Genomic DNA, 16,439 nt, shown 5'->3' with positions numbered 1-16,439 from the left:
TTGTCGTCACAGGGCGCGCGATCACTGGTGCCCACCGGCATCTGGACCCGGGGGTTCTCCCTACCTCCGGACGGGGTGGGCGGTTGTAGGTTGGCCACATGCTCGCGATCGAAGCCCGGGCCGCAGGCGGTCCCGACGTCCTCACGCCCACCGACCGCCAGGCTCCGGCGCCCCAGGCCGGACAGGTGCTGGTCCGCACCAGCGGGATCGGGGTGAACTTCTACGACACCTACGTCCGCTCCGGGGTGTATCCGCGCCAGTTCCCGTTCGTGCCCGGCAGTGAGGGCGCCGGCGAGGTGATCGCGGTCGGCGACGGCGTCACGCACCTCTCGGCCGGCCGCCTCGTCGCGTGGTCGAGCTCGCTCACCGGTTCCTACGCCGAGGAGGTGCTGCTCGCCGCCGACGCGGCGATCGTGGTGCCCGACGGCGTCGATCCGCACCTGGCCGCGGCGTTGCCGCTGCAGGGCATGACGGCCCACATGCTCGTCGACGGCGTCTTCGACGTGCAGCCGGGCCAGGACGTGCTGCTCACCGCCGGCGCGGGCGGGGTCGGACTGCTGCTCACCCAACTCGCCGTTGCCCGGGGGGCGCGGGTCATCACCACGGTGTCGACGGCCGAGAAGGAGGCGCTGTCCAGGGCCGCCGGAGCCAGCGAGGTGATCCGCTACACCGATCTCGACGACGTCACGACCGAGCTCCCCCAGATCGTGCGGGACCTCACCGGCGGCGCCGGCGTACACGTGGCCTACGACGGCGTGGGCAGGACCACCTTCGACGCGAGCCTGGCGAGCGTGCGGCGCCGAGGCATGCTCGTGCTCTTCGGCGGCGCCAGCGGCCAGGTGCCCCCGTTCGACCTGCAGCGGCTGAACAGCTCGGGCTCGCTGTTCGTCAGCCGGCCGACGCTCGGGCACTACACCGCGGACCCGGAGGAGCTCGCCTACCGGTCCGGCGCCGTGTTCGGCGCCCTCGCGAGCGGTGACCTGGACGTGCGCGTCGGCGCCACGTTCCCCCTGGCACGCGCCGCGGACGCGCACCGCGCTCTCGAGGGCCGCGAGACGACCGGCAAGGTGCTCCTGCTGCCCTGATGCTTGCATAGTCCTATATGTGCATGGTCCCATAGGTCCATGAGCATGAAGCATGCCGTCCTGGGGTTGCTCGACCTGTCCCCGTTGACCGGCTACGACCTCAAGAGGGCGTTCGACGAGACCGTCAACCACTTCTGGTCCGGCGACCAGGCGCAGATCTACCGCACCCTGACCGCGCTGGTGGCTTCCGGCCTGGCCGACGTGGAGGTGGTGCCGCAGCAGGGGCGCCCGGACCGTAGGGTCCACCACATCACCGACGCCGGCCGCGACGAGCTCGACAGCTGGCTGACTGCCCCGGCCGAGCCTGCGCCCGAACGCAGCGAGTTCCTCGCCAAGTTGTTCTTCTCCCCACGCCTGCCCGACGCTGCGATCGCAGACCTGCTGGGGCAGCGCCGCACCGCGGCGACCACGGCCTGGGAGACGCTCAGCGCCCTCGCGGCGGCCGAGGGCACAGGCACCACCCGCGCCGAGAGGCTGCGACTGTCCACCCTGAGCAACGGCCTGGCCCACGCCCGGGCCGAACTGGACTGGCTCGAGACGATGGACCGGGAGTTCACCTGATGTACGTCGCGGTCACGAACGAGCAGTCGCCCCCGAGCGTGCTGTTCCTGCACGGTGGGAACGTCGCGGGCTGGATGTGGGAAGGGCAGGTGGCCACCCTGGCGGACCACCACTGCCTGGTACCGGACCTACCCGGGTTCGGGGCCTCGGCCGATCAGGACTGGACCTCGCTCGCCGACGTCGCGGACCAGCTCGCGGACCTCATCGGCGAGCATGCCCACGGTGGCCGCGCCCATGTCGTCGGGCTCTCCCTCGGCGGGATCCTGGGGAGCATCCTGACCGCCCGCCATCCCGAGCGAGTCCGTTCCACCCTGGTCACCGGTGCAGCCCTGCGTGGGGTCCACGGGCCGACGCGCTGGTTCGGGTTGGCACAGGTACGGCTCTGGGACAAGCGCTGGTACTGGAACGCGATGGCCCGGGCGTTCCGCCTCCCGGGGGACGCCGTGCCCACGTTCGTGAGCACCGGGCTCGGGATCCGTACGGAGAACGCCGTCGCGATGATGACCGAGGTGTACGACGGCGTCGCGCCCGCCGACCTCGGGGGCCTGCAGGGCTCCGAGGTTCCGCTCCTCGCCCTGGCGGGCGAGCGGGAGCCGCGGACCGTGGCCCGGTCGTTCGCCGAACTGACGTCCCGCTCGGGTGCGGTGACCACACGACGGGTCCCCAGGATGCACCACGCCTGGAACGCCGAGGATCCGGCACTCTTCAACGAGGTGATGCGGGACTGGCTGACCAGCGGGGCGGTGAACCAGCATCTGATGCCCGCCTGAGCCCCGTCGATCAGGCAGCGGAGCGGGTCCACCGCCGGTCGGGTCAGCCCGGTGTCGCGATCGACCTCGTCTCGCCCGCCCGACGGCGGGCGGTGTAGGCATTCATCCGCACCGAGACCTCACCGGACCAGGCCGCGATCAGGTCGAAGTCGCGCTCGTCGGAGTGGGTCGCGCCGACGAACCCGATCAGTGAGCGCTCCGCGGTGCCGAGCTTGCTGCGGTCCACGACGCCACCGAAGATCGTGTACCGGCCGCCGAAGTACGGCGGCTGTACGGGCGAGGTGAACGCGGCGCCGAGCGGGTAAGGGGTGACGCTCTTCATGCCGGAGGCGAACACCCACACCGGGCGCGGCGCGAACTCCTCGGCGAGGCGGGCGGCGAACTGCCGGGCCGATGTCAGGATCCGGCCGATGTACACGGCGGATCCGAGCACGACGCCGTCGTAGGGGTCGAGCCGGCCCACCGCCTCGACCGGGCGGACCTCGACGTGGTGGCCACCCTGACGCAGCTCGACGGCGATGGCCTCGCCGATCTCGGCGGTGGCGCCGTAGGTGGATGCAATCGCTACCAGGACTCTCATGTATCCAGGGTGCGCCACCGGATCCGGCCGATCGAGGGACCTTGGTCCTCGCATGGCCTTGGTCGCGGCCCGGGCGTCGTCGATCTCGCCCGGGCCGCCGGAACCTCGGTTCAGCCGCGCAGTTGCGCGCCCAACCGCGCTCCCGCGAGCGCCACGACGGCGTCGCGCACCCCGGCGGTGTCGGCCGCGGTGAGCGTCCGGTCGGCCGCGCGCAGGCGCAGCGAGAACGCCATCGACGCCTTGCCCTCGCCAACGGACTCGCCCGTGTAGATGTCGAAGAGGTGGATCTCCTCGGCCAGCTCACCGGCTCCCTCGCGCACGGCGGCGAGCACGGCGGCGACCGGCGTGCCCGCATCGACGACGAGGGCGATGTCCTCCTTCGCGGCGGGGAACGTGGACAGCGGCGGGACCTGCTTCGGCTCCGTGGGCGCCGCACCGAACAGCTCGTCCAGGTCCACCTCGAACGCGACCGTGCGGGCCGGCAGGCCGAGGGCGGCCGTGACCTTCGGGGCGAGCTCGCCCGCGTGGCCCAGCAGGACGCCGTCGGCCGTCATGAACCTTGCGCACCGGCCGGGGTGCCACGGCAGGTGCTCGGTGTCCGCCTCGACGACAGGCGTGACGTCCACCGCTTGGGCGATCCGGTGCACCAGGGCGATGGCGTCGGCGTGGTCGGCACGCCGGGCGCTGGTGTAGACGCCCGGAGCGACGATGTTGCCGGCCAGGATGCCCGCCACCCGCAATGGCTGCGCGGGCACCGCGGCCCGGATCGCGTCCAGGTCCGCGTCGCTCGGGCGCAACCCGGTGGGCGGCAGCGGCGAGTCGTGGCTCGCCCCGTCGGGTCGGGTGACCAGGCCGATCTCGTAGATCGCGACGTCCGTGAGCCCGCGGCCGATATTGCGCGCCGCGGCGTCGGTCAGGGTGTCCAGCAGGGACGTGCGCAGGTACGGCATCGTCTCCGAGAGCGGGTTGGCCAGCCGGACCGACCGGCGCCGTGGGTCCGCTGCCGGCATTGCGAGGTCGTCGTGACGGGAGGCTGCGATGAACGGGTACGTGAGCACCTGGGTGAGCCCGGAGTCCGCGAGCAGGTTCGCCACCCGGCGGCGTCGCCGCTGCGTGCGGCTCAGCCCGCGTCCGCCCGGGGGCGCCGGCGGCAGCACCGAGGGCACACGGTCGTACCCCTGCAGGCGCACGACCTCCTCGACCAGGTCGGCCGGCTCGGTCAGGTCGGGCCGCCACGTGGGCGGGGTGACCACCAGCGCGTCGCCGTCGGCGACCACCCGGGCACCGAGGGACTCGAGGGTGGAGACGACCGTCCCGGTCGCGTACGCCACGCCGGCCAGCCGACCCGGCAGGCCGGCGTCGATCGCGATCGGTCCGGGCGCCGTCGTCCGGTCGAGGTCGGTGACCCCGGCATCCGGCGCGCCGCCCGCGAACTGCACGAGCAGGTCGACGACGCGCTGCGCGGCGACCGCCTGCAGCGCGGTGTCCACGCCGCGCTCGAACCGCTTGGCGGCCTCACTGGGCAGCTTGTGCCGGCGGGCGCTGCGGGCCACCGAGATCTGGTCGAAGTGCGCCGCCTCGATGAGCACGTCCGTGGTCGCGTCCGTCACCTCGGTGTCGGCGCCGCCCATCACCCCGGCGATGCCGAGGATCCGCGAGCCGACGGTGCCCGAGGAGTCCGGGGAGTCCGTGATCAGCAGGTCCTCGGAGTCCAGGGTGCGCGTGACGTCGTCCAGGGTGGTGAGCTTCTCCCCGGCCCGGGCCCGGCGCACCACGATCGGTGCAGCGAGGGTGGCCAGGTCGTAGGCGTGCAGCGGCTGACCGAGGTCGAGCATCACGTAGTTCGTGATGTCCACGGCCAGGGAGATCGGACGCATGCCCGCCTGACGCAGCCGGGTGGCCATCCAGTCCGGCGTCGGCGCGCCTGCGTCGATGCCCCGGACGATCCGCGCGACGAAACGGTCCGCGCCCGGCACACCGTGGATCGGTGCGTCGTCGGCGATCTCGACGGCGAACCCGTCCTTGTTCGCGGACGGCAGGTCCGCCGTCGCGAGGCCGTGGTCGGTGAAGGCCGCGCCGGTGGCGTGCGCGTACTCACGGGCCACGCCGCGCACGCTGAAGCAGTAGCCGCGGTCCGGGGTGACGTTGATCTCGAGGATCTCCTCGCCGAGGCCGAGCAGCTCGATCGCGTCGGTACCCGGCGCCGGTGCGTCCTCGAGCACGATGATGCCCTCGTGCCCCTCGCCCAGCCCGAGCTCGCTCTCGGAGCAGATCATCCCGTCCGAGACGTGGCCGTAGGTCTTGCGGGCCGCGATGGCGAAGTCCCCGGGCAGCACGGCGCCGGGCAGAGCCACCACCACGTCGTCACCCGCGGTGAAGTTGTGCGCACCGCAGACGATCCCGCGCGGTGACCCGTCGGCGTTATTGTGGGCGCCGACGTCGACCTGGCACCAGTTGATGGTCTTGCCGTTCTTCTGCGTCTCGGGGATCGCCTCGAGGACCCGGCCGACCACGAGCGGGCCGGTGACACCGGCGGCGTGCACCGCCTCCTCCTCGAGCCCGACCCGGACCAGGTCCGCGGCCATCTGCGCGGCCGTGGTGCCCACGGGGATCTCGACGTGGTCGCGGAGCCAGCTCGGCACGACGTACGGCATCAGCGCTGTCCTTCCTGGGAGAAGCGGATATCGCCCTCGATGATGTCGTGCATGTCCGTGATGTCGTGGCGCAGCATCAGGGCGCGCTCGATGCCCATCCCGAACGCGAACCCGGAGTAGACGTCCGGGTCGACGCCGCAGGCCCGCAGCACGTTCGGGTTGACCATTCCGCAGCCGCCCCACTCGATCCAGCCGGCGCCGCCCTTCTTCGCCGGGAACCACAGGTCCATCTCGGCGCTCGGCTCGGTGAACGGGAAGAACGAGGGGCGCAGCCGGGTCTTCGCGTCGGGACCGAACATGGCCCGGGCGAAGTGGTCGAGGATCCCGGTCAGGTGCGCCATGGTCAGGCCCTTGTCAACCGCCAGGCCCTCGATCTGGTGGAACACGGGGGTGTGCGTGGCGTCGAGCTCGTCGGTGCGGAACACCTTGCCCGGGCATGCGATGTACACGGGCAGGTCCCGGGTGAGCAGGGTCCGAGCCTGCACCGGAGAGGTGTGCGTGCGCAGCACGAGATGCTCGGCGGCGCTGGCGGGATCGACGAAGAAGGTGTCCTGCATCTGCCGGGCCGGGTGGTCCGGGCCGAAGTTCAGCGCGTCGAAGTTGAACCATTCGTGCTCGAGCTCCGGGCCCTCGGCGATCTCCCAGCCCATCCCCACGAAGAAGTCGGCGACCTCGTCCATCAGGGAGTCCAGCGGGTGCCGGGCGCCGAGCGGGGCGCGGTCGACGGGGATCGTCACGTCGACGGCCTCGGTGCGCAGCACCTGCTCGTCGCGCTCGGCCTCGAGCTCGACCTGGCGGGCGGCGATCGCGGCGTTCAGGCGGCCACGCGAGGAACCGACGAGCTTGCCCGCGGTGGCCTTGTCCGCCGGCGCGAGAGCGCCGATCGCGCGGTTGGCCAGGGCAAGTGGGCTCTTGTCCCCGGTGTGGGCCAGACGTACGTCCTTGAGCGCGTCCAGGGAGTCGGCGCCGGCGACGGCGTCGAGGGCCGCGGTCAGCGCCGCGCCGATGGCATCGGCATCGAGCGGGGAGGGTGTTTCGGGGGTGGGCATGCGAACCTTCCGGGGCGTGTGGGGACCACTGGGAGTGTAGATGCGCCCGCCCCGGGCGTGATGGCTCGGCTCAGATGGCGCGCGCCGGCCCGAAGGCGGGCCGGCTAAATCGACGCATGAGCATGGGCCCATGGTGGCACACCGACCGTTCCGCCCGCGAGGGGGCCCATGTTCGTCTCCAATCGGCCACCGATAGATTGCTAGCATTCTCGCATGACAGACGAGAAGGCCACGAAGGCCCAGTTCAACGTCTACCTTCCGCCGGAGCTGATCCGGGCGGTCAAGCACCGCTCGATCGACGACGGCCTGAGCCTGTCCGCGTTCGTCCAGCGCGCGCTGGAGACCTACCTGAAGGAGCACGACCGATGAGCCTGCGCGTCCGCCCGATCCAGTACACCGCGCACACCGAGGACTGGTTCGCCCTGATCACCGCGCTCGGTGGCGAGCGCGTGCGCGACGATGGCGACTGGCAGTTGTTCGCCGTCGCCGGCGGTGGGGTCGCCATCCACGGCCTGCCCGACGGCGATCCCGCGGTCGGCCGGACGGAGCTGCGGTTCGTGGTGGCGGACCTGGACGGGGCGCTGCGCGCCGTGACGCCGGGGCTGATCGAGCTCGGCCTGACTGCGCGCGTGACCGCCGAGGACTTCGGCCGCTTCGCCAGGGTGAGCGCGGCCGACGGCCAGCACGTGTACCTGGACGAGGACTCGGACCTGCTCGGCCGGGTCGCCGGGTCCGCGTCGGGCGACCTCGCCCCGGCCGAGGTGCTCCCACTCTGGTACACCAAGGACGTCCCGGGCGGCGCGCGCGTGCTGACGGCACTCGGTCTGAGCGCCCGGATCCGGTCCGACTCGGGCGAGTGGGTCGACCTGTCCGCGCCAGGCGGTGGGCTGCTGGCCGTCCACGGCGACGCCCGGACCGGTGCCGTGCTCTCCTTCGAGCATCCGGACGTACGGGCCCTCGCCGAGCGCGTGGGCGACGCGGGCATCGTGGCGGACGTGGTCGACGAGAGCTACGGCCTGTCCCTGCGGATCGCCAACCCGGACTCCCCCGACGACCTGCGCACCCGGATCTGGGTGAACCAGACCCAGGAGGACCTGTACGGGTACCAGCGGCTGGGCTGACACGGCGAGTCCTCGCCCGAAATTGACTTGCCGAACCCGGGGGCCGGGAGCAGTGTCGAGCCATGGTCACGGTCGACGAGGCAGGTCAGGAACTCCCCGAGCGGAGGTTCGGTTGGTGGGACATGTGGGTGCCCGAGGACGAGGATCCGCGCCTGGACGGCGCCTTCGAGAACACCGAGCGCGCCATGCTGCTCGGCTTCCTCAGCGACTACCGCCTCACCCTCGAGATGAAGTGCTCCGGCCTCGACCCGGCCGGTCTCGCGAAAGCGTCGGTACCGCCGTCGGATCTGTCCCTGCTGGGCCTGGTGCGCCACCTCGCAGGCGTCGAGCGGAGCTGGTTCCGTCGCGTCCTCGCCGGCGAGGAGGTACCGGCTCCCTACCTGGTCGACGGCGTCGACACCGAGTTCAGCGGCGCCGCCGCCGATCCGGCGGTGGTCGAGGAGGCCTGGGCCACCTGGCGTGCCGAGGTGGCGAACTCCGAGGCGTTCGTCGCCGCCCATGCGGACCTCGGCTGGATCGGGGCGGACGGGCAGACCCCGTTGCGGCGGGTCCTGATCCACATGATCGAGGAGTACGCCCGGCACTGCGGGCACGCAGACCTGATCAGGGAACGGATCGACGGGCGCGTCGGGCAGTAGCCCGCTCGCCCACCAGTCGTACGCGCACGTCCCACCAGGGTGTGAGGCGGTGCTGCGCGCACGCGTGAGAACCTTGAGGGGTCAAGGGCGATCACCGCACCAGCCGTCCCGTCGCCGCCCGATCCTCGAGGAGCTCCATGCCCGCGCTGCACCACCTGCCCATGCAGGCAGTCGACCCCGCCACCGAGTACGACGGGTTCATCGGGTGGGTGCTCTCCCTGATGACGATCGCGGGCGAGGTCGGTGTGGGGCTCGCGGTGCTGATCGAGACGTTCTTCCCGCCGATCCCGTCCGAGGCGATCCTGCCCGGCGCGGGTTTCCTCGCCTACGAGGGCCGGATGAGCTTCTGGGGGGCCCTGGTCGCCGCGACCCTGGCCGGCCTGATCGGCGGCTGGATCTGGTACGGCCTCGGCGCCGCACTGGGCCGGAACCGGACCCGCTGGATCTTCGAGAAGATGCCGCTCGTGGAGGTCGCCGACTTCGACAAGGCCGAGAAGTTCTTCTCCCGCTGGGGCGGCGTGGCGGTGTTCACCGGCCGGTGCGTGCCACTGGTGCGCTCGTTCATCTCCATCCCGGCCGGGATCGAGCGGATGAACCTGTGGAAGTTCTCGCTGTACACGTTCGCCGGGTCGCTGCTCTGGAACGGCATCTGGATCGGGCTGGGCTACGCGTTCGGGCCCGCGATCAAGCCGGTCCTCGAACAGTGGAGCGGGGTCATCTCGAACCTGGTGCTGATCGCCATCGCCGGCCTGATCGTCTGGTTCGTCATCGTCCGCCTGCGCAAGCGCGCCCGGCTGGCCCGCGAGGGTGACACCGCCGGCGCCGGCGCCACCACGGACAAGGACGTCGAGGACCCCACGAGGTGAGCGCCGCCGTCGTCTGCTGCGGCCTGACGACGATCGACGTGACCCAGGTGGTCACAGCCGTCCCGACCACGAACCAGAAGGTGGTCGCCCGCGCCACGCGGGTCCACGTCGGCGGACCGGCGGCGAACGCGGCGCTCACCGTCGCGGCCCTGGGCGGGCGGGCCACGCTTGTCACCGCGCTCGGTGCCTCCACGCTCGGCGACCTGGCCCGCCACGAGCTCGCGGCCGGCGGCGTCGAGGTCGTCGACCTCGCGACCGACGACGGCGCCCCGCCGGTCTCCACCGTGCTGGTCACCGAGGCCACGGGTGAGCGGGCCGTGGCCTCCACCAACCACGACGGCGCCCGGATGCTGCGCGCCCCGGACGAGTCGGTGCTCGACGGCGTCGGGTGCGTCCTCGTCGACGCTCACCTGATGGCGGCGTCCGTCGCGCTGTGCGCGGCGGCCCGCGCCCGCGGCGTGCCGACCCTGCTCGACGGCGGCTCGGACAAGCCGGGCCTGCCCACGCTGTTGACGCACCTGGACGCCGCCGTGCTGTCCGCGGACTTCCGGCTCGGCGACGCCGACCCGCGAACCGCCGCAGGGCTGCTCGACGTCGTCGCCACGTACGGGCCGGCCGTCGTCGCTCAGAGCCACGGCGCCGACGCGATCGAATGCCTGCTCGACGGCGTCCGGCACCGTCTCGAGGTCCCCCACGTTCCGGCGGCGGAGGTCGTGGACACCCTCGGCGCCGGTGACGTGCTGCACGGTGCGCTCGCCCACGCGATCGCCTCCGGCGCACCGTGGCTACAGGCACTGGCGAGCGCGGCCACGGTGGCGACGGAGTCCGTCCGGCACCCGGGCGCGCTGGGGTGGGCAGACCGTCGGCCCGCCCAGGGCGGGCCCGGCCGCGCTGCGAGACGGGTTCGCGACGCGCCGCGCCCGGCAACTACGCTGGGCGTCATGGCCACCGAACCCGCCCCCATCTCGTTCGCCCGCGGCGCCCCCTCCCTCGACATCATCGACACCGAGGGCCTTCGCGCCGCCGCCGATCGTGCGTTCACCAACGACCCGGCCGGCACCTTCGCCTACGGCACCTCCGTTGGCTACAAGCCGTTGCGCGCCTGGATCGCCGAGCGGCACGGGGTGACCGAGGACCAGGTGCTGGTCACGAACGGGTCGATGCAGGCGGACGCGTTCCTGTTCGAGACGCTCGTCTCAGCCGGTGACACCGTCGTGGTGGAGCGCCCCTCCTACGACCGCACCCTGCTCTCCCTCAAGGGCCGACAGGCGGACCTGCGCGCGCTCGAGCTCGAGGAGGACGGCGTCAACGTGCGCGCGTTCGCCGACCTGCTCGCCGGCGGCACCGACGTACGCCTGGCCCACCTCATCCCGAACTTCCAGAACCCGGCCGGGTACTCCCTGTCCGGCGACAAGCGCCGCGCCCTGGTGGCGCTGGCCCGCGAGTACGACGTCACGATCTTCGAGGACGACCCGTATGTGGAACTCCGGTTCTCCGGCGAGACCCAGCCCACGATGCTGTCCCTGTCCACCTCCGGCGAGGTCGTCTACGCGTCGTCCTTCTCCAAGACGGTCTGCCCGGGCATCCGAGTCGGTTACCTCGTCGGTGACGAGGAGCTGATCGCCAAGATCGCCAGGCTCGCCACCGGCACCTACATCTCGCCGAACATGGTCGCCCAGTCCATCGTGAACGAGTTCGTGCGCGGCGGGTCCTTCGAGACCTCGATCGCCACGGTCAAGGCAGCCCTCGCCGAGCGCGCCGCGCGACTGGCCGGCGGACTGCGCGCCCAGCTCCCGGACGCGAGGTTCGTGGACCCCGAGGGCGGCTACTTCCTCTGGGTGGAGTTCCCGGAGGGCACCGACGGCGACGCCCTGTTCGACGCCGCCGGCGCGCGTGGTCTCGCCATCGTCAAGGGCAGCGACTTCCTGCTCGACGGCGCGAAGAACTCGATCCGGATCGCCTATTCGGGCGTCACGCCGGACGAGATCGACGAGGGCGTCACCCGGCTCGCGCAGGCGTACGCCTCCCTGCCCGGCTAGGACGTACCGCCGAGGTTCGCCTGCCGTTCCTCACCCTTGCCTGTTCCGATCTCCCTCACCCGGGGCACTCCGCTCCCCCGGGTGAGGGAGTTCGCACGACCCAGGGAGCCCCGATCGTGGAAGCACACGATCGAAAGGGCTCCTCATGTCTCAGACCTCACCTCCCACCACGGCGCGGGCGACGACGCCTCCCGCCCCCGACCGGCCGACCCGTTGGGCGTTGCTGTCCTCCCTCGTGGTCGCGCTGCTCACTGGCTGGCTGCTGCTTCGTCCGGACCTGAACGCCTTCCTCCTGCCCGACGGCGCGCTGGCCCGAGCCTGGCTCCCCGGGCCCGACCTGACGGCATCGTTGTGCGCCCTCGCCGCGGTCGGAGGGCTGGTGGCCCTGCTGCATCTGGTCTTCCCGCACCAGCGGGTGCTCGCACGGGTCGTCGGACCGGTCGCGGTGATCCAGGTCGTGGCGTTCGCGGTGCTTGCCCAGGGCAGCGGCACACTGAGCACGTTCGGGTACCTGGTCTCCCTCCTGGTGCCGCTGATCCTGGTCGGCCTCGGCATCCAGGTGTTCCGGACCCGGCCTGCCGCGCGGATCGTGGTGGCCCTCGTGGCCGTGGCAGTGGTGGTCCTGATCATCATCGGCCGAGATGTGGTCGCCACCTACGCCGGCTTCATCTTCCCGGCGCTGCTGGCGCAGACCTGGTCGATCCTGGCGGTGCTGCTCACCCTTGGCTGCGGCGTGGCCTGGGCGGGTGTGCTGGTGTCCCGATGGTCGCGCACCGGCTCGCTACGGCGGGCGACGGCGTGGGTGACCAGGTACCGCCGGCTGTTCACGGCGCTGGCTGCGCTCGGACCGTTGCCCTACGCACTGATCCGTCTCACGTGGCTGACCCCCTGGCCCCAGCTCGGCAGCGAGCAGGCGCTCGACCCGGCGGTCCGCCTGCAGGGTCTGCTGCTCAGTTCGGGCGCGTGGCTCGGGTTCATCCTCACCCTCGGGCTCATCGCCCGCTGGGGCGAAGTGTTCCCGCGCTGGTTCCCGGTACGCGCCGGACAACCGGTCCCGCCGCTGTTCGCCATCATTCCCGGGGCCACCATCGCGCTCATGCTCTGCGGCGTCGCGATCCCGGTGTTGGGCATGATCGGCATCGCCGGCGCCGTGGTGTTCCCCGCCTGGTTCTGGGGCCCGATGCTCGCCCTGGCGGTCTGGGGCTACGCGGGGCACCGGTACGGGATCGACCGGCCCGCTGACCTGGCTCGTGTCGGGGCAGACCTCTAGGCTCGCAGCCATGGCCACGACGGCGAAACACCTGGACCTGCCCGGAGGAGACGGTGCGCGCTCCGTGCGCATCTCCTCGCCCGATCGCGAGATGTGGCCGGGCATCACGAAGTGGGACCTGGCGCGCTACCTCGCCGCCGTGGCCGATGGTTTCCTGCGGGCGGTCGGCGACCGGCCGGTGACCCTGCAGCGGTTCCCGCAGGGCACCGACGGGGAGGAGTTCTTCTCCAAGAACCCTCCCAAGGGTGCCCCGGAGTGGGCTCGCACCGTGATCTGCACCTACCCTTCCGGGCGCCAGCACCCGCAGCTGGTCATCGACGAGATCGCCACCGCCGTGTGGGCAGTGCAGATGAACACGGTCACGTTCCACCCCTGGCCGGTGCGCACCGCGAACGCCGACAATCCCGACGAGATCCGCATCGACCTGGACCCGCAGCCCGGCCGGTCCTTCGCCGACGTCGTCACGGCGGCGTTCGCCCTGCGGGACCTGATGACCGAGCTCGGGCTGACCCCGTGGGTCAAGACGAGCGGGAACCGCGGGCTGCACGTGTATGCCCGGGTCACCCCCGATCACGAGTTCCTGGAGGTGCGGCACGGCGTCATCGGGATTGCCCGGGAACTGGAGCGGCGCCTGCCAGAACTGGTCACCACCGCCTGGTGGAAGGAGGAGCGCGGGGAGAAGATCTTCGTCGACTTCAACCAGGCGAACCGCGACCGCACCATCGCCGCGGCCTACTCCCCCCGGCCCCTTCCCGGCGCTCCGGTCTCCATGCCGGTGCGGTGGGAGGAACTGTCCGAAGTCAGCACCGCGGACTTCACCGTGCTGACGGTGCCGGGTCTGCTCGAGGACCACGGCGACGCGTGGGCCGGGATCGACGACGCCGTCGGCACGTTCGAGTCCGCACTCGGCCTCTGGGACACCGACGTCGGGAACGGCCTCGGTGAGATGCCGTTCCCGCCCGAGTACCCGAAGATGCCGGGCGAGCCGCCCCGGGTGCAGCCCTCCCGCAAGAAGATGGAGGGCTGAGCAGGGCCTGACCTCGGCTAGGAGGCGGCACCCCGGTGTCGGCGGGAGATCTCCGCGTACCGCGAGGCGCTCCCCTCGAGCCCGGCGATCTCGTCATCGGTGAGTTCGCGGCGGACCTTCGCCGGCACACCAGCAACGAGCGAGTGCGGCGGTACCACTGTCCCCTCCAACACCAGGGCACCGGCGGCCACCAGTGAGCCGGCACCGATCACGGCCCCGTTCATGACGGTCGCACTCATGCCGATGAGGCAGCCGTCCTCGACGGTGCATCCGTGCACCACGGCGGCGTGACCGACGGTCACTCCGTCACCGATGGTCGCCGGAAAGTCCGGGTCGGCATGCACCACCACGTTGTCCTGGAGATTGGTGCCCGAGCCGATCCGGATCGGTGCCAGGTCGCCACGAACGACCGCGCCGTAGAACACGCCGGTCCGCGCGCCGATCCGCACGTCTCCGATCAGAGTCGCGGTCGACGCCACGAACGCGGTCGGGTCGATCTCGGGGTGGACGCCATCGAGCGGGACGAGGTGGGCCATCCCGGCACCGTACTCCGGCCGTGGGACGGGCAGGTGCCCGCGCGTCACCGATCGAGGTCGATCGCGATGACAGTGGCGTCGGGTGAGTCCTCGGTCGGGCCTGCGAGCCGACCCGAGTACTTCGCGAACCAGGCGGCCTGCGCCCGGTGGCTCTCCTGCTCGTCCGCCACGAGCCTGGCCCGCCCGGCCAGACGGGCCTGGCGATAGCAGATCTCGACAGCCGGCTGGGCCTGCACGTTGCGGACCCAGTCGGTGCCGACGCCCCGAGCCAGCACGAACAGGGTATCCCCCTCGAGCACGAACCACACCGACACCACGTGTGGTCGCCCGGTCCGCCGACCCGTCGTCGCGAGTCGGCAAGTGGCCGCGTGAGCCAGACCGGTGCGGCCCGCGCTCGCGCCGGTCAAGACGCCGGCCAGCGGATCCAGCAGTACACGCTCGGGTCGCTGTAGACGCGGACCTGCTCGGTCTCGGCCGGGCAGCCGGCTTCGTCGTCGGTGTCCTCGAGGATCGCGGCGAGCTGGTAGCCGGAATCCTCCTCACAGTCGGCGAGCCCGGAGAAGTCCGTCCAGGCACAGTCGCCGACGGCGCCGAGCAGACGCAGGCAGACCGACTTCCCGTCGTCCTCGAACGTCAGGTAGATGTCGCCGTCCGGCTGGTCGGCACAGACGGTGCCGTCGATGGTGTCGGCCACAGCGAGCACCGACCACTTCGCCTCCCCGTCGGCGCACTCGACGACGTTCATGTCGTCCGCGCTGCTGGCCTCGACCAGGCAGTCCCCGGCCACCGCCGTCGTCGGACCCGCGCCGCTCGAGCAGGCCGCCAGCGTCAGCACCAGACCGAGCAGGAACGCCATCACCACGCCACGTCGCGCCGTCTTCATCACAGGCCCCCGCATTCGCTTCCGAGCGGGCCGCCGATGGCCCGCGGTGCGCCGCAGACTAGCGTGCCCACGGGCGGTCGCACCATAGCGCGTTGCCGATCCCGGGGGTCAGTCGGCCCCGTCCAGTCCGGACTGGATCTCCTCGGCACTCCAGGTCAACGGAGTCTGCACCAGCCACTCGTGACCGAACGGGTCGCGGACCCGGCCACCACGGGCGCCGTAGGGCTGGTCGCCGACCTCGAAGACAACTTCGCCGCCGCCGTCCACGACGGCCCGCGCGACCCCGTCGGGGTCCTCGGTGTCGACACTGAGGAGCACCCCCGGACGGCCGAGCGAGGTCGGCGCCGGATCGTGGGAGTCCTCATCCTTGAGCTGCACCGTGGAGCCGAGGATCTGCAGCTGCGCGAACACCACGGACTCCCCGGCCGTGAACCGCTGCTGCAGTTCGGCCCCGAACACGCGTCGGTAGAAGTCGATGGCTGCGTCTGCGCCCTTGACCACGAGTTTCGGGGTGATCGACCCGTGCGATCTCGTTGTCTCCATCGCTCCATCGTGCACCACGAGCCGGCTCAGCTCCACCGCACCCGCACGTCGCGCCACCGCTCCAGAAGTCCGAGCCCGCCCGCCTCGACGATCTGGGTGCCACGGTTCCACAGCCCCAGGTAGAGCTGCACGGCGGTGCCGGTCAGGGCCGGCTCCACTGGCCCCGCGACGTCCTCGAGGACCAGCGGGCCGTCGCGCACCTGCACCGTCCAGGACGCCGCGGCGTCGGTGGGCCGCACCGTGAAGGTGAAGTCGGTGCCGTCGAACAGCGGGCTCGTCCGCCGGCCCCGGGTGTGGAAGCCGCGAAGCAGTTCGTCGATGCCGTCGAGCGCCAGGTCTGTCGGGATCCCGACCTCGGCGTCGGTCGGCACCCTGCCGAGCGCCGCGGCGCGGGCGTCGACGGCGTGGATGGTGGTCTCGTGCGCCTGCCGACGCGCCCAGAACAGTCGCGGCGGCGGTGCGTCCTTGAGGAAGACCATCGCGCGGAGGTCGTCGTCGGCGCCCACGATCGCGGCGAGCAGGGCGTCGGCCCCCTCGCGCAGGTAGCCGCGCAGATCAGCCACCTCGGCGAGGATGCGCGTCTGTGTGATCGGGACGCCGGATCCCGATCCGCTGACGTTTCCCGCCGCCCAGCGGTGCACCATCGACTGATGCGCCAGCAACTGGTCGGCCGTCCACGCAGGGCAGGTCGGGACCCGCGCCGTTGCGCCGGCGCGGGCATGCGCGTCGAGCATCTCCGCGACGCCCATGCCGATGGCGCCCAGGTAGTCCTCGAGTGCCAGGCGCATCGGCATGGAGTCATGCTGCCCGAACCCAC

The 16,439-nt window shown here is 71.8% G+C and carries 18 protein-coding genes; 10 read left to right on the top strand and 8 right to left on the bottom strand.

Annotated features, from left to right (window positions below; genetic code table 11):
* The first annotated feature begins 98 nt into the window (after positions 1-98).
* From HALOF300_RS21310 to HALOF300_RS21300, 3 genes are read left to right on the top strand one after another with little or no spacing between them, the layout of a single operon-like run.
* Positions 99-1,085, top strand: a complete 987-nt coding sequence (locus HALOF300_RS21310) for a quinone oxidoreductase family protein (protein WP_156742904.1) — start codon at positions 99-101, stop codon at positions 1,083-1,085.
* 39 nt (positions 1,086-1,124) lie between these two features.
* On the top strand, positions 1,125-1,646 hold the full coding sequence (locus HALOF300_RS21305; protein ID WP_156742903.1) for a PadR family transcriptional regulator: 522 nt from the start codon (positions 1,125-1,127) through the stop codon (positions 1,644-1,646).
* The gene (locus HALOF300_RS21300; RefSeq protein ID WP_156742902.1) at positions 1,646-2,416 is read left to right on the top strand and encodes an alpha/beta fold hydrolase; all 771 of its coding nucleotides are present in this window, start codon (positions 1,646-1,648) and stop codon (positions 2,414-2,416) included. Before HALOF300_RS21305 ends, HALOF300_RS21300 begins: the two co-directional genes overlap by 1 nt.
* Positions 2,417-2,459: 43 nt before the next feature.
* Here the strand turns inward: HALOF300_RS21300 and HALOF300_RS21295 are convergent, their stop codons facing one another.
* The 3 genes from HALOF300_RS21295 to pheS form a co-directional block, all read right to left on the bottom strand.
* Positions 2,460-2,996: a flavodoxin domain-containing protein gene (locus HALOF300_RS21295; protein ID WP_197522738.1), complete on the bottom strand. Its 537-nt coding sequence runs from the start codon at positions 2,994-2,996 to the stop codon at positions 2,460-2,462.
* A 110-nt stretch (positions 2,997-3,106) separates the two neighbouring features.
* A complete protein-coding gene (gene pheT, locus HALOF300_RS21290; RefSeq protein ID WP_156742900.1) occupies positions 3,107-5,650 on the bottom strand; it encodes a phenylalanine--tRNA ligase subunit beta in 2,544 nt (847 codons plus the stop codon).
* Positions 5,650-6,699: a phenylalanine--tRNA ligase subunit alpha gene (gene pheS / locus HALOF300_RS21285; RefSeq protein WP_156742899.1), complete on the bottom strand. Its 1,050-nt coding sequence runs from the start codon at positions 6,697-6,699 to the stop codon at positions 5,650-5,652. Before pheS ends, pheT begins: the two co-directional genes overlap by 1 nt.
* 213 nt (positions 6,700-6,912) lie before the next feature.
* Between pheS and HALOF300_RS21280 the strand changes: the two genes are divergently transcribed.
* The 7 genes from HALOF300_RS21280 (at position 6,913) to ligD (ending at position 13,660) form a co-directional block, all read left to right on the top strand.
* Entirely contained in the window at positions 6,913-7,068 is a 156-nt protein-coding gene (locus HALOF300_RS21280) for a ribbon-helix-helix domain-containing protein (RefSeq protein ID WP_156742898.1), read from the top strand.
* Positions 7,065-7,820, top strand: a complete 756-nt coding sequence (locus HALOF300_RS21275) for a VOC family protein (protein WP_156742897.1) — start codon at positions 7,065-7,067, stop codon at positions 7,818-7,820. The genes HALOF300_RS21280 and HALOF300_RS21275 overlap by 4 nt, the downstream gene beginning before the upstream one ends.
* Before the next feature lie 62 nt (positions 7,821-7,882).
* On the top strand, positions 7,883-8,458 hold the full coding sequence (locus HALOF300_RS21270; protein WP_197522737.1) for a DinB family protein: 576 nt from the start codon (positions 7,883-7,885) through the stop codon (positions 8,456-8,458).
* A 137-nt stretch (positions 8,459-8,595) separates the two neighbouring features.
* Positions 8,596-9,324, top strand: coding sequence for a DedA family protein (locus HALOF300_RS21265; protein ID WP_197522736.1), 729 nt, complete (start codon positions 8,596-8,598; stop codon positions 9,322-9,324).
* Entirely contained in the window at positions 9,321-11,363 is a 2,043-nt protein-coding gene (locus HALOF300_RS27115; RefSeq protein WP_197522735.1) for an aminotransferase class I/II-fold pyridoxal phosphate-dependent enzyme, read from the top strand. The genes HALOF300_RS21265 and HALOF300_RS27115 overlap by 4 nt, the downstream gene beginning before the upstream one ends.
* Before the next feature lie 145 nt (positions 11,364-11,508).
* Positions 11,509-12,633, top strand: a complete 1,125-nt coding sequence (locus tag HALOF300_RS21250) for a hypothetical protein (RefSeq protein ID WP_156742896.1) — start codon at positions 11,509-11,511, stop codon at positions 12,631-12,633.
* A gap of 10 nt (positions 12,634-12,643) precedes the next feature.
* Positions 12,644-13,660: a non-homologous end-joining DNA ligase gene (gene ligD / locus HALOF300_RS21245; protein WP_156742895.1), complete on the top strand. Its 1,017-nt coding sequence runs from the start codon at positions 12,644-12,646 to the stop codon at positions 13,658-13,660.
* Between the two features lie 17 nt (positions 13,661-13,677).
* On the opposite strand, the gene HALOF300_RS21240 is transcribed toward ligD, so the two are convergent.
* The 5 genes from HALOF300_RS21240 to HALOF300_RS21220 form a co-directional block, all read right to left on the bottom strand.
* Entirely contained in the window at positions 13,678-14,196 is a 519-nt protein-coding gene (locus HALOF300_RS21240) for a gamma carbonic anhydrase family protein (protein WP_156742894.1), read from the bottom strand.
* Positions 14,197-14,240: 44 nt separating this feature from the next.
* Positions 14,241-14,603 (bottom strand): pyridoxamine 5'-phosphate oxidase family protein, encoded by a 363-nt coding sequence (locus HALOF300_RS21235; RefSeq protein WP_197522734.1) that lies wholly within the window; start codon positions 14,601-14,603, stop codon positions 14,241-14,243.
* Positions 14,600-15,079, bottom strand: a complete 480-nt coding sequence (locus HALOF300_RS21230; protein WP_156742892.1) for an LppU/SCO3897 family protein — start codon at positions 15,077-15,079, stop codon at positions 14,600-14,602. The genes HALOF300_RS21235 and HALOF300_RS21230 overlap by 4 nt, the downstream gene beginning before the upstream one ends.
* Positions 15,080-15,187: 108 nt before the next feature.
* On the bottom strand, positions 15,188-15,622 hold the full coding sequence (locus tag HALOF300_RS21225) for a VOC family protein (protein WP_156742891.1): 435 nt from the start codon (positions 15,620-15,622) through the stop codon (positions 15,188-15,190).
* 26 nt (positions 15,623-15,648) lie between these two features.
* A complete protein-coding gene (locus HALOF300_RS21220) occupies positions 15,649-16,416 on the bottom strand; it encodes a maleylpyruvate isomerase family mycothiol-dependent enzyme (protein ID WP_156742890.1) in 768 nt (255 codons plus the stop codon).
* Between the last annotated feature and the right edge of the window lie 23 nt (positions 16,417-16,439).

It is taken from the genome of Occultella aeris, assembly GCF_902703175.1.
GTDB lineage: Bacteria > Actinomycetota > Actinomycetes > Actinomycetales > Beutenbergiaceae > Occultella > Occultella aeris.
This window is presented reverse-complemented; position numbering and strand designations above follow the sequence as displayed.

Excerpts from the sequence above, each read along its gene's own strand:
- HALOF300_RS21310 (WP_156742904.1), top strand. The coding sequence starts at position 99 with ATGCTCGCGATCGAAGCCCGGGCCGCAGGCGGTCCCGACGTCCTCACG.
- HALOF300_RS21305 (WP_156742903.1), top strand. The coding sequence starts at position 1,125 with ATGAGCATGAAGCATGCCGTCCTGGGGTTGCTCGACCTGTCCCCGTTG.
- HALOF300_RS21300 (WP_156742902.1), top strand. The coding sequence starts at position 1,646 with ATGTACGTCGCGGTCACGAACGAGCAGTCGCCCCCGAGCGTGCTGTTC.
- HALOF300_RS21295 (WP_197522738.1), bottom strand. The coding sequence starts at position 2,996 with ATGAGAGTCCTGGTAGCGATTGCATCCACCTACGGCGCCACCGCCGAG.
- pheT (WP_156742900.1), bottom strand. The coding sequence starts at position 5,650 with ATGCCGTACGTCGTGCCGAGCTGGCTCCGCGACCACGTCGAGATCCCC.
- pheS (WP_156742899.1), bottom strand. The coding sequence starts at position 6,699 with ATGCCCACCCCCGAAACACCCTCCCCGCTCGATGCCGATGCCATCGGC.
- HALOF300_RS21280 (WP_156742898.1), top strand. The coding sequence starts at position 6,913 with ATGACAGACGAGAAGGCCACGAAGGCCCAGTTCAACGTCTACCTTCCG.
- HALOF300_RS21275 (WP_156742897.1), top strand. The coding sequence starts at position 7,065 with ATGAGCCTGCGCGTCCGCCCGATCCAGTACACCGCGCACACCGAGGAC.
- HALOF300_RS21270 (WP_197522737.1), top strand. The coding sequence starts at position 7,883 with ATGGTCACGGTCGACGAGGCAGGTCAGGAACTCCCCGAGCGGAGGTTC.
- HALOF300_RS21265 (WP_197522736.1), top strand. The coding sequence starts at position 8,596 with ATGCCCGCGCTGCACCACCTGCCCATGCAGGCAGTCGACCCCGCCACC.
- HALOF300_RS21250 (WP_156742896.1), top strand. The coding sequence starts at position 11,509 with ATGTCTCAGACCTCACCTCCCACCACGGCGCGGGCGACGACGCCTCCC.
- ligD (WP_156742895.1), top strand. The coding sequence starts at position 12,644 with ATGGCCACGACGGCGAAACACCTGGACCTGCCCGGAGGAGACGGTGCG.
- HALOF300_RS21240 (WP_156742894.1), bottom strand. The coding sequence starts at position 14,196 with ATGGCCCACCTCGTCCCGCTCGATGGCGTCCACCCCGAGATCGACCCG.
- HALOF300_RS21230 (WP_156742892.1), bottom strand. The coding sequence starts at position 15,079 with ATGAAGACGGCGCGACGTGGCGTGGTGATGGCGTTCCTGCTCGGTCTG.
- HALOF300_RS21225 (WP_156742891.1), bottom strand. The coding sequence starts at position 15,622 with ATGGAGACAACGAGATCGCACGGGTCGATCACCCCGAAACTCGTGGTC.
- HALOF300_RS21220 (WP_156742890.1), bottom strand. The coding sequence starts at position 16,416 with ATGCCGATGCGCCTGGCACTCGAGGACTACCTGGGCGCCATCGGCATG.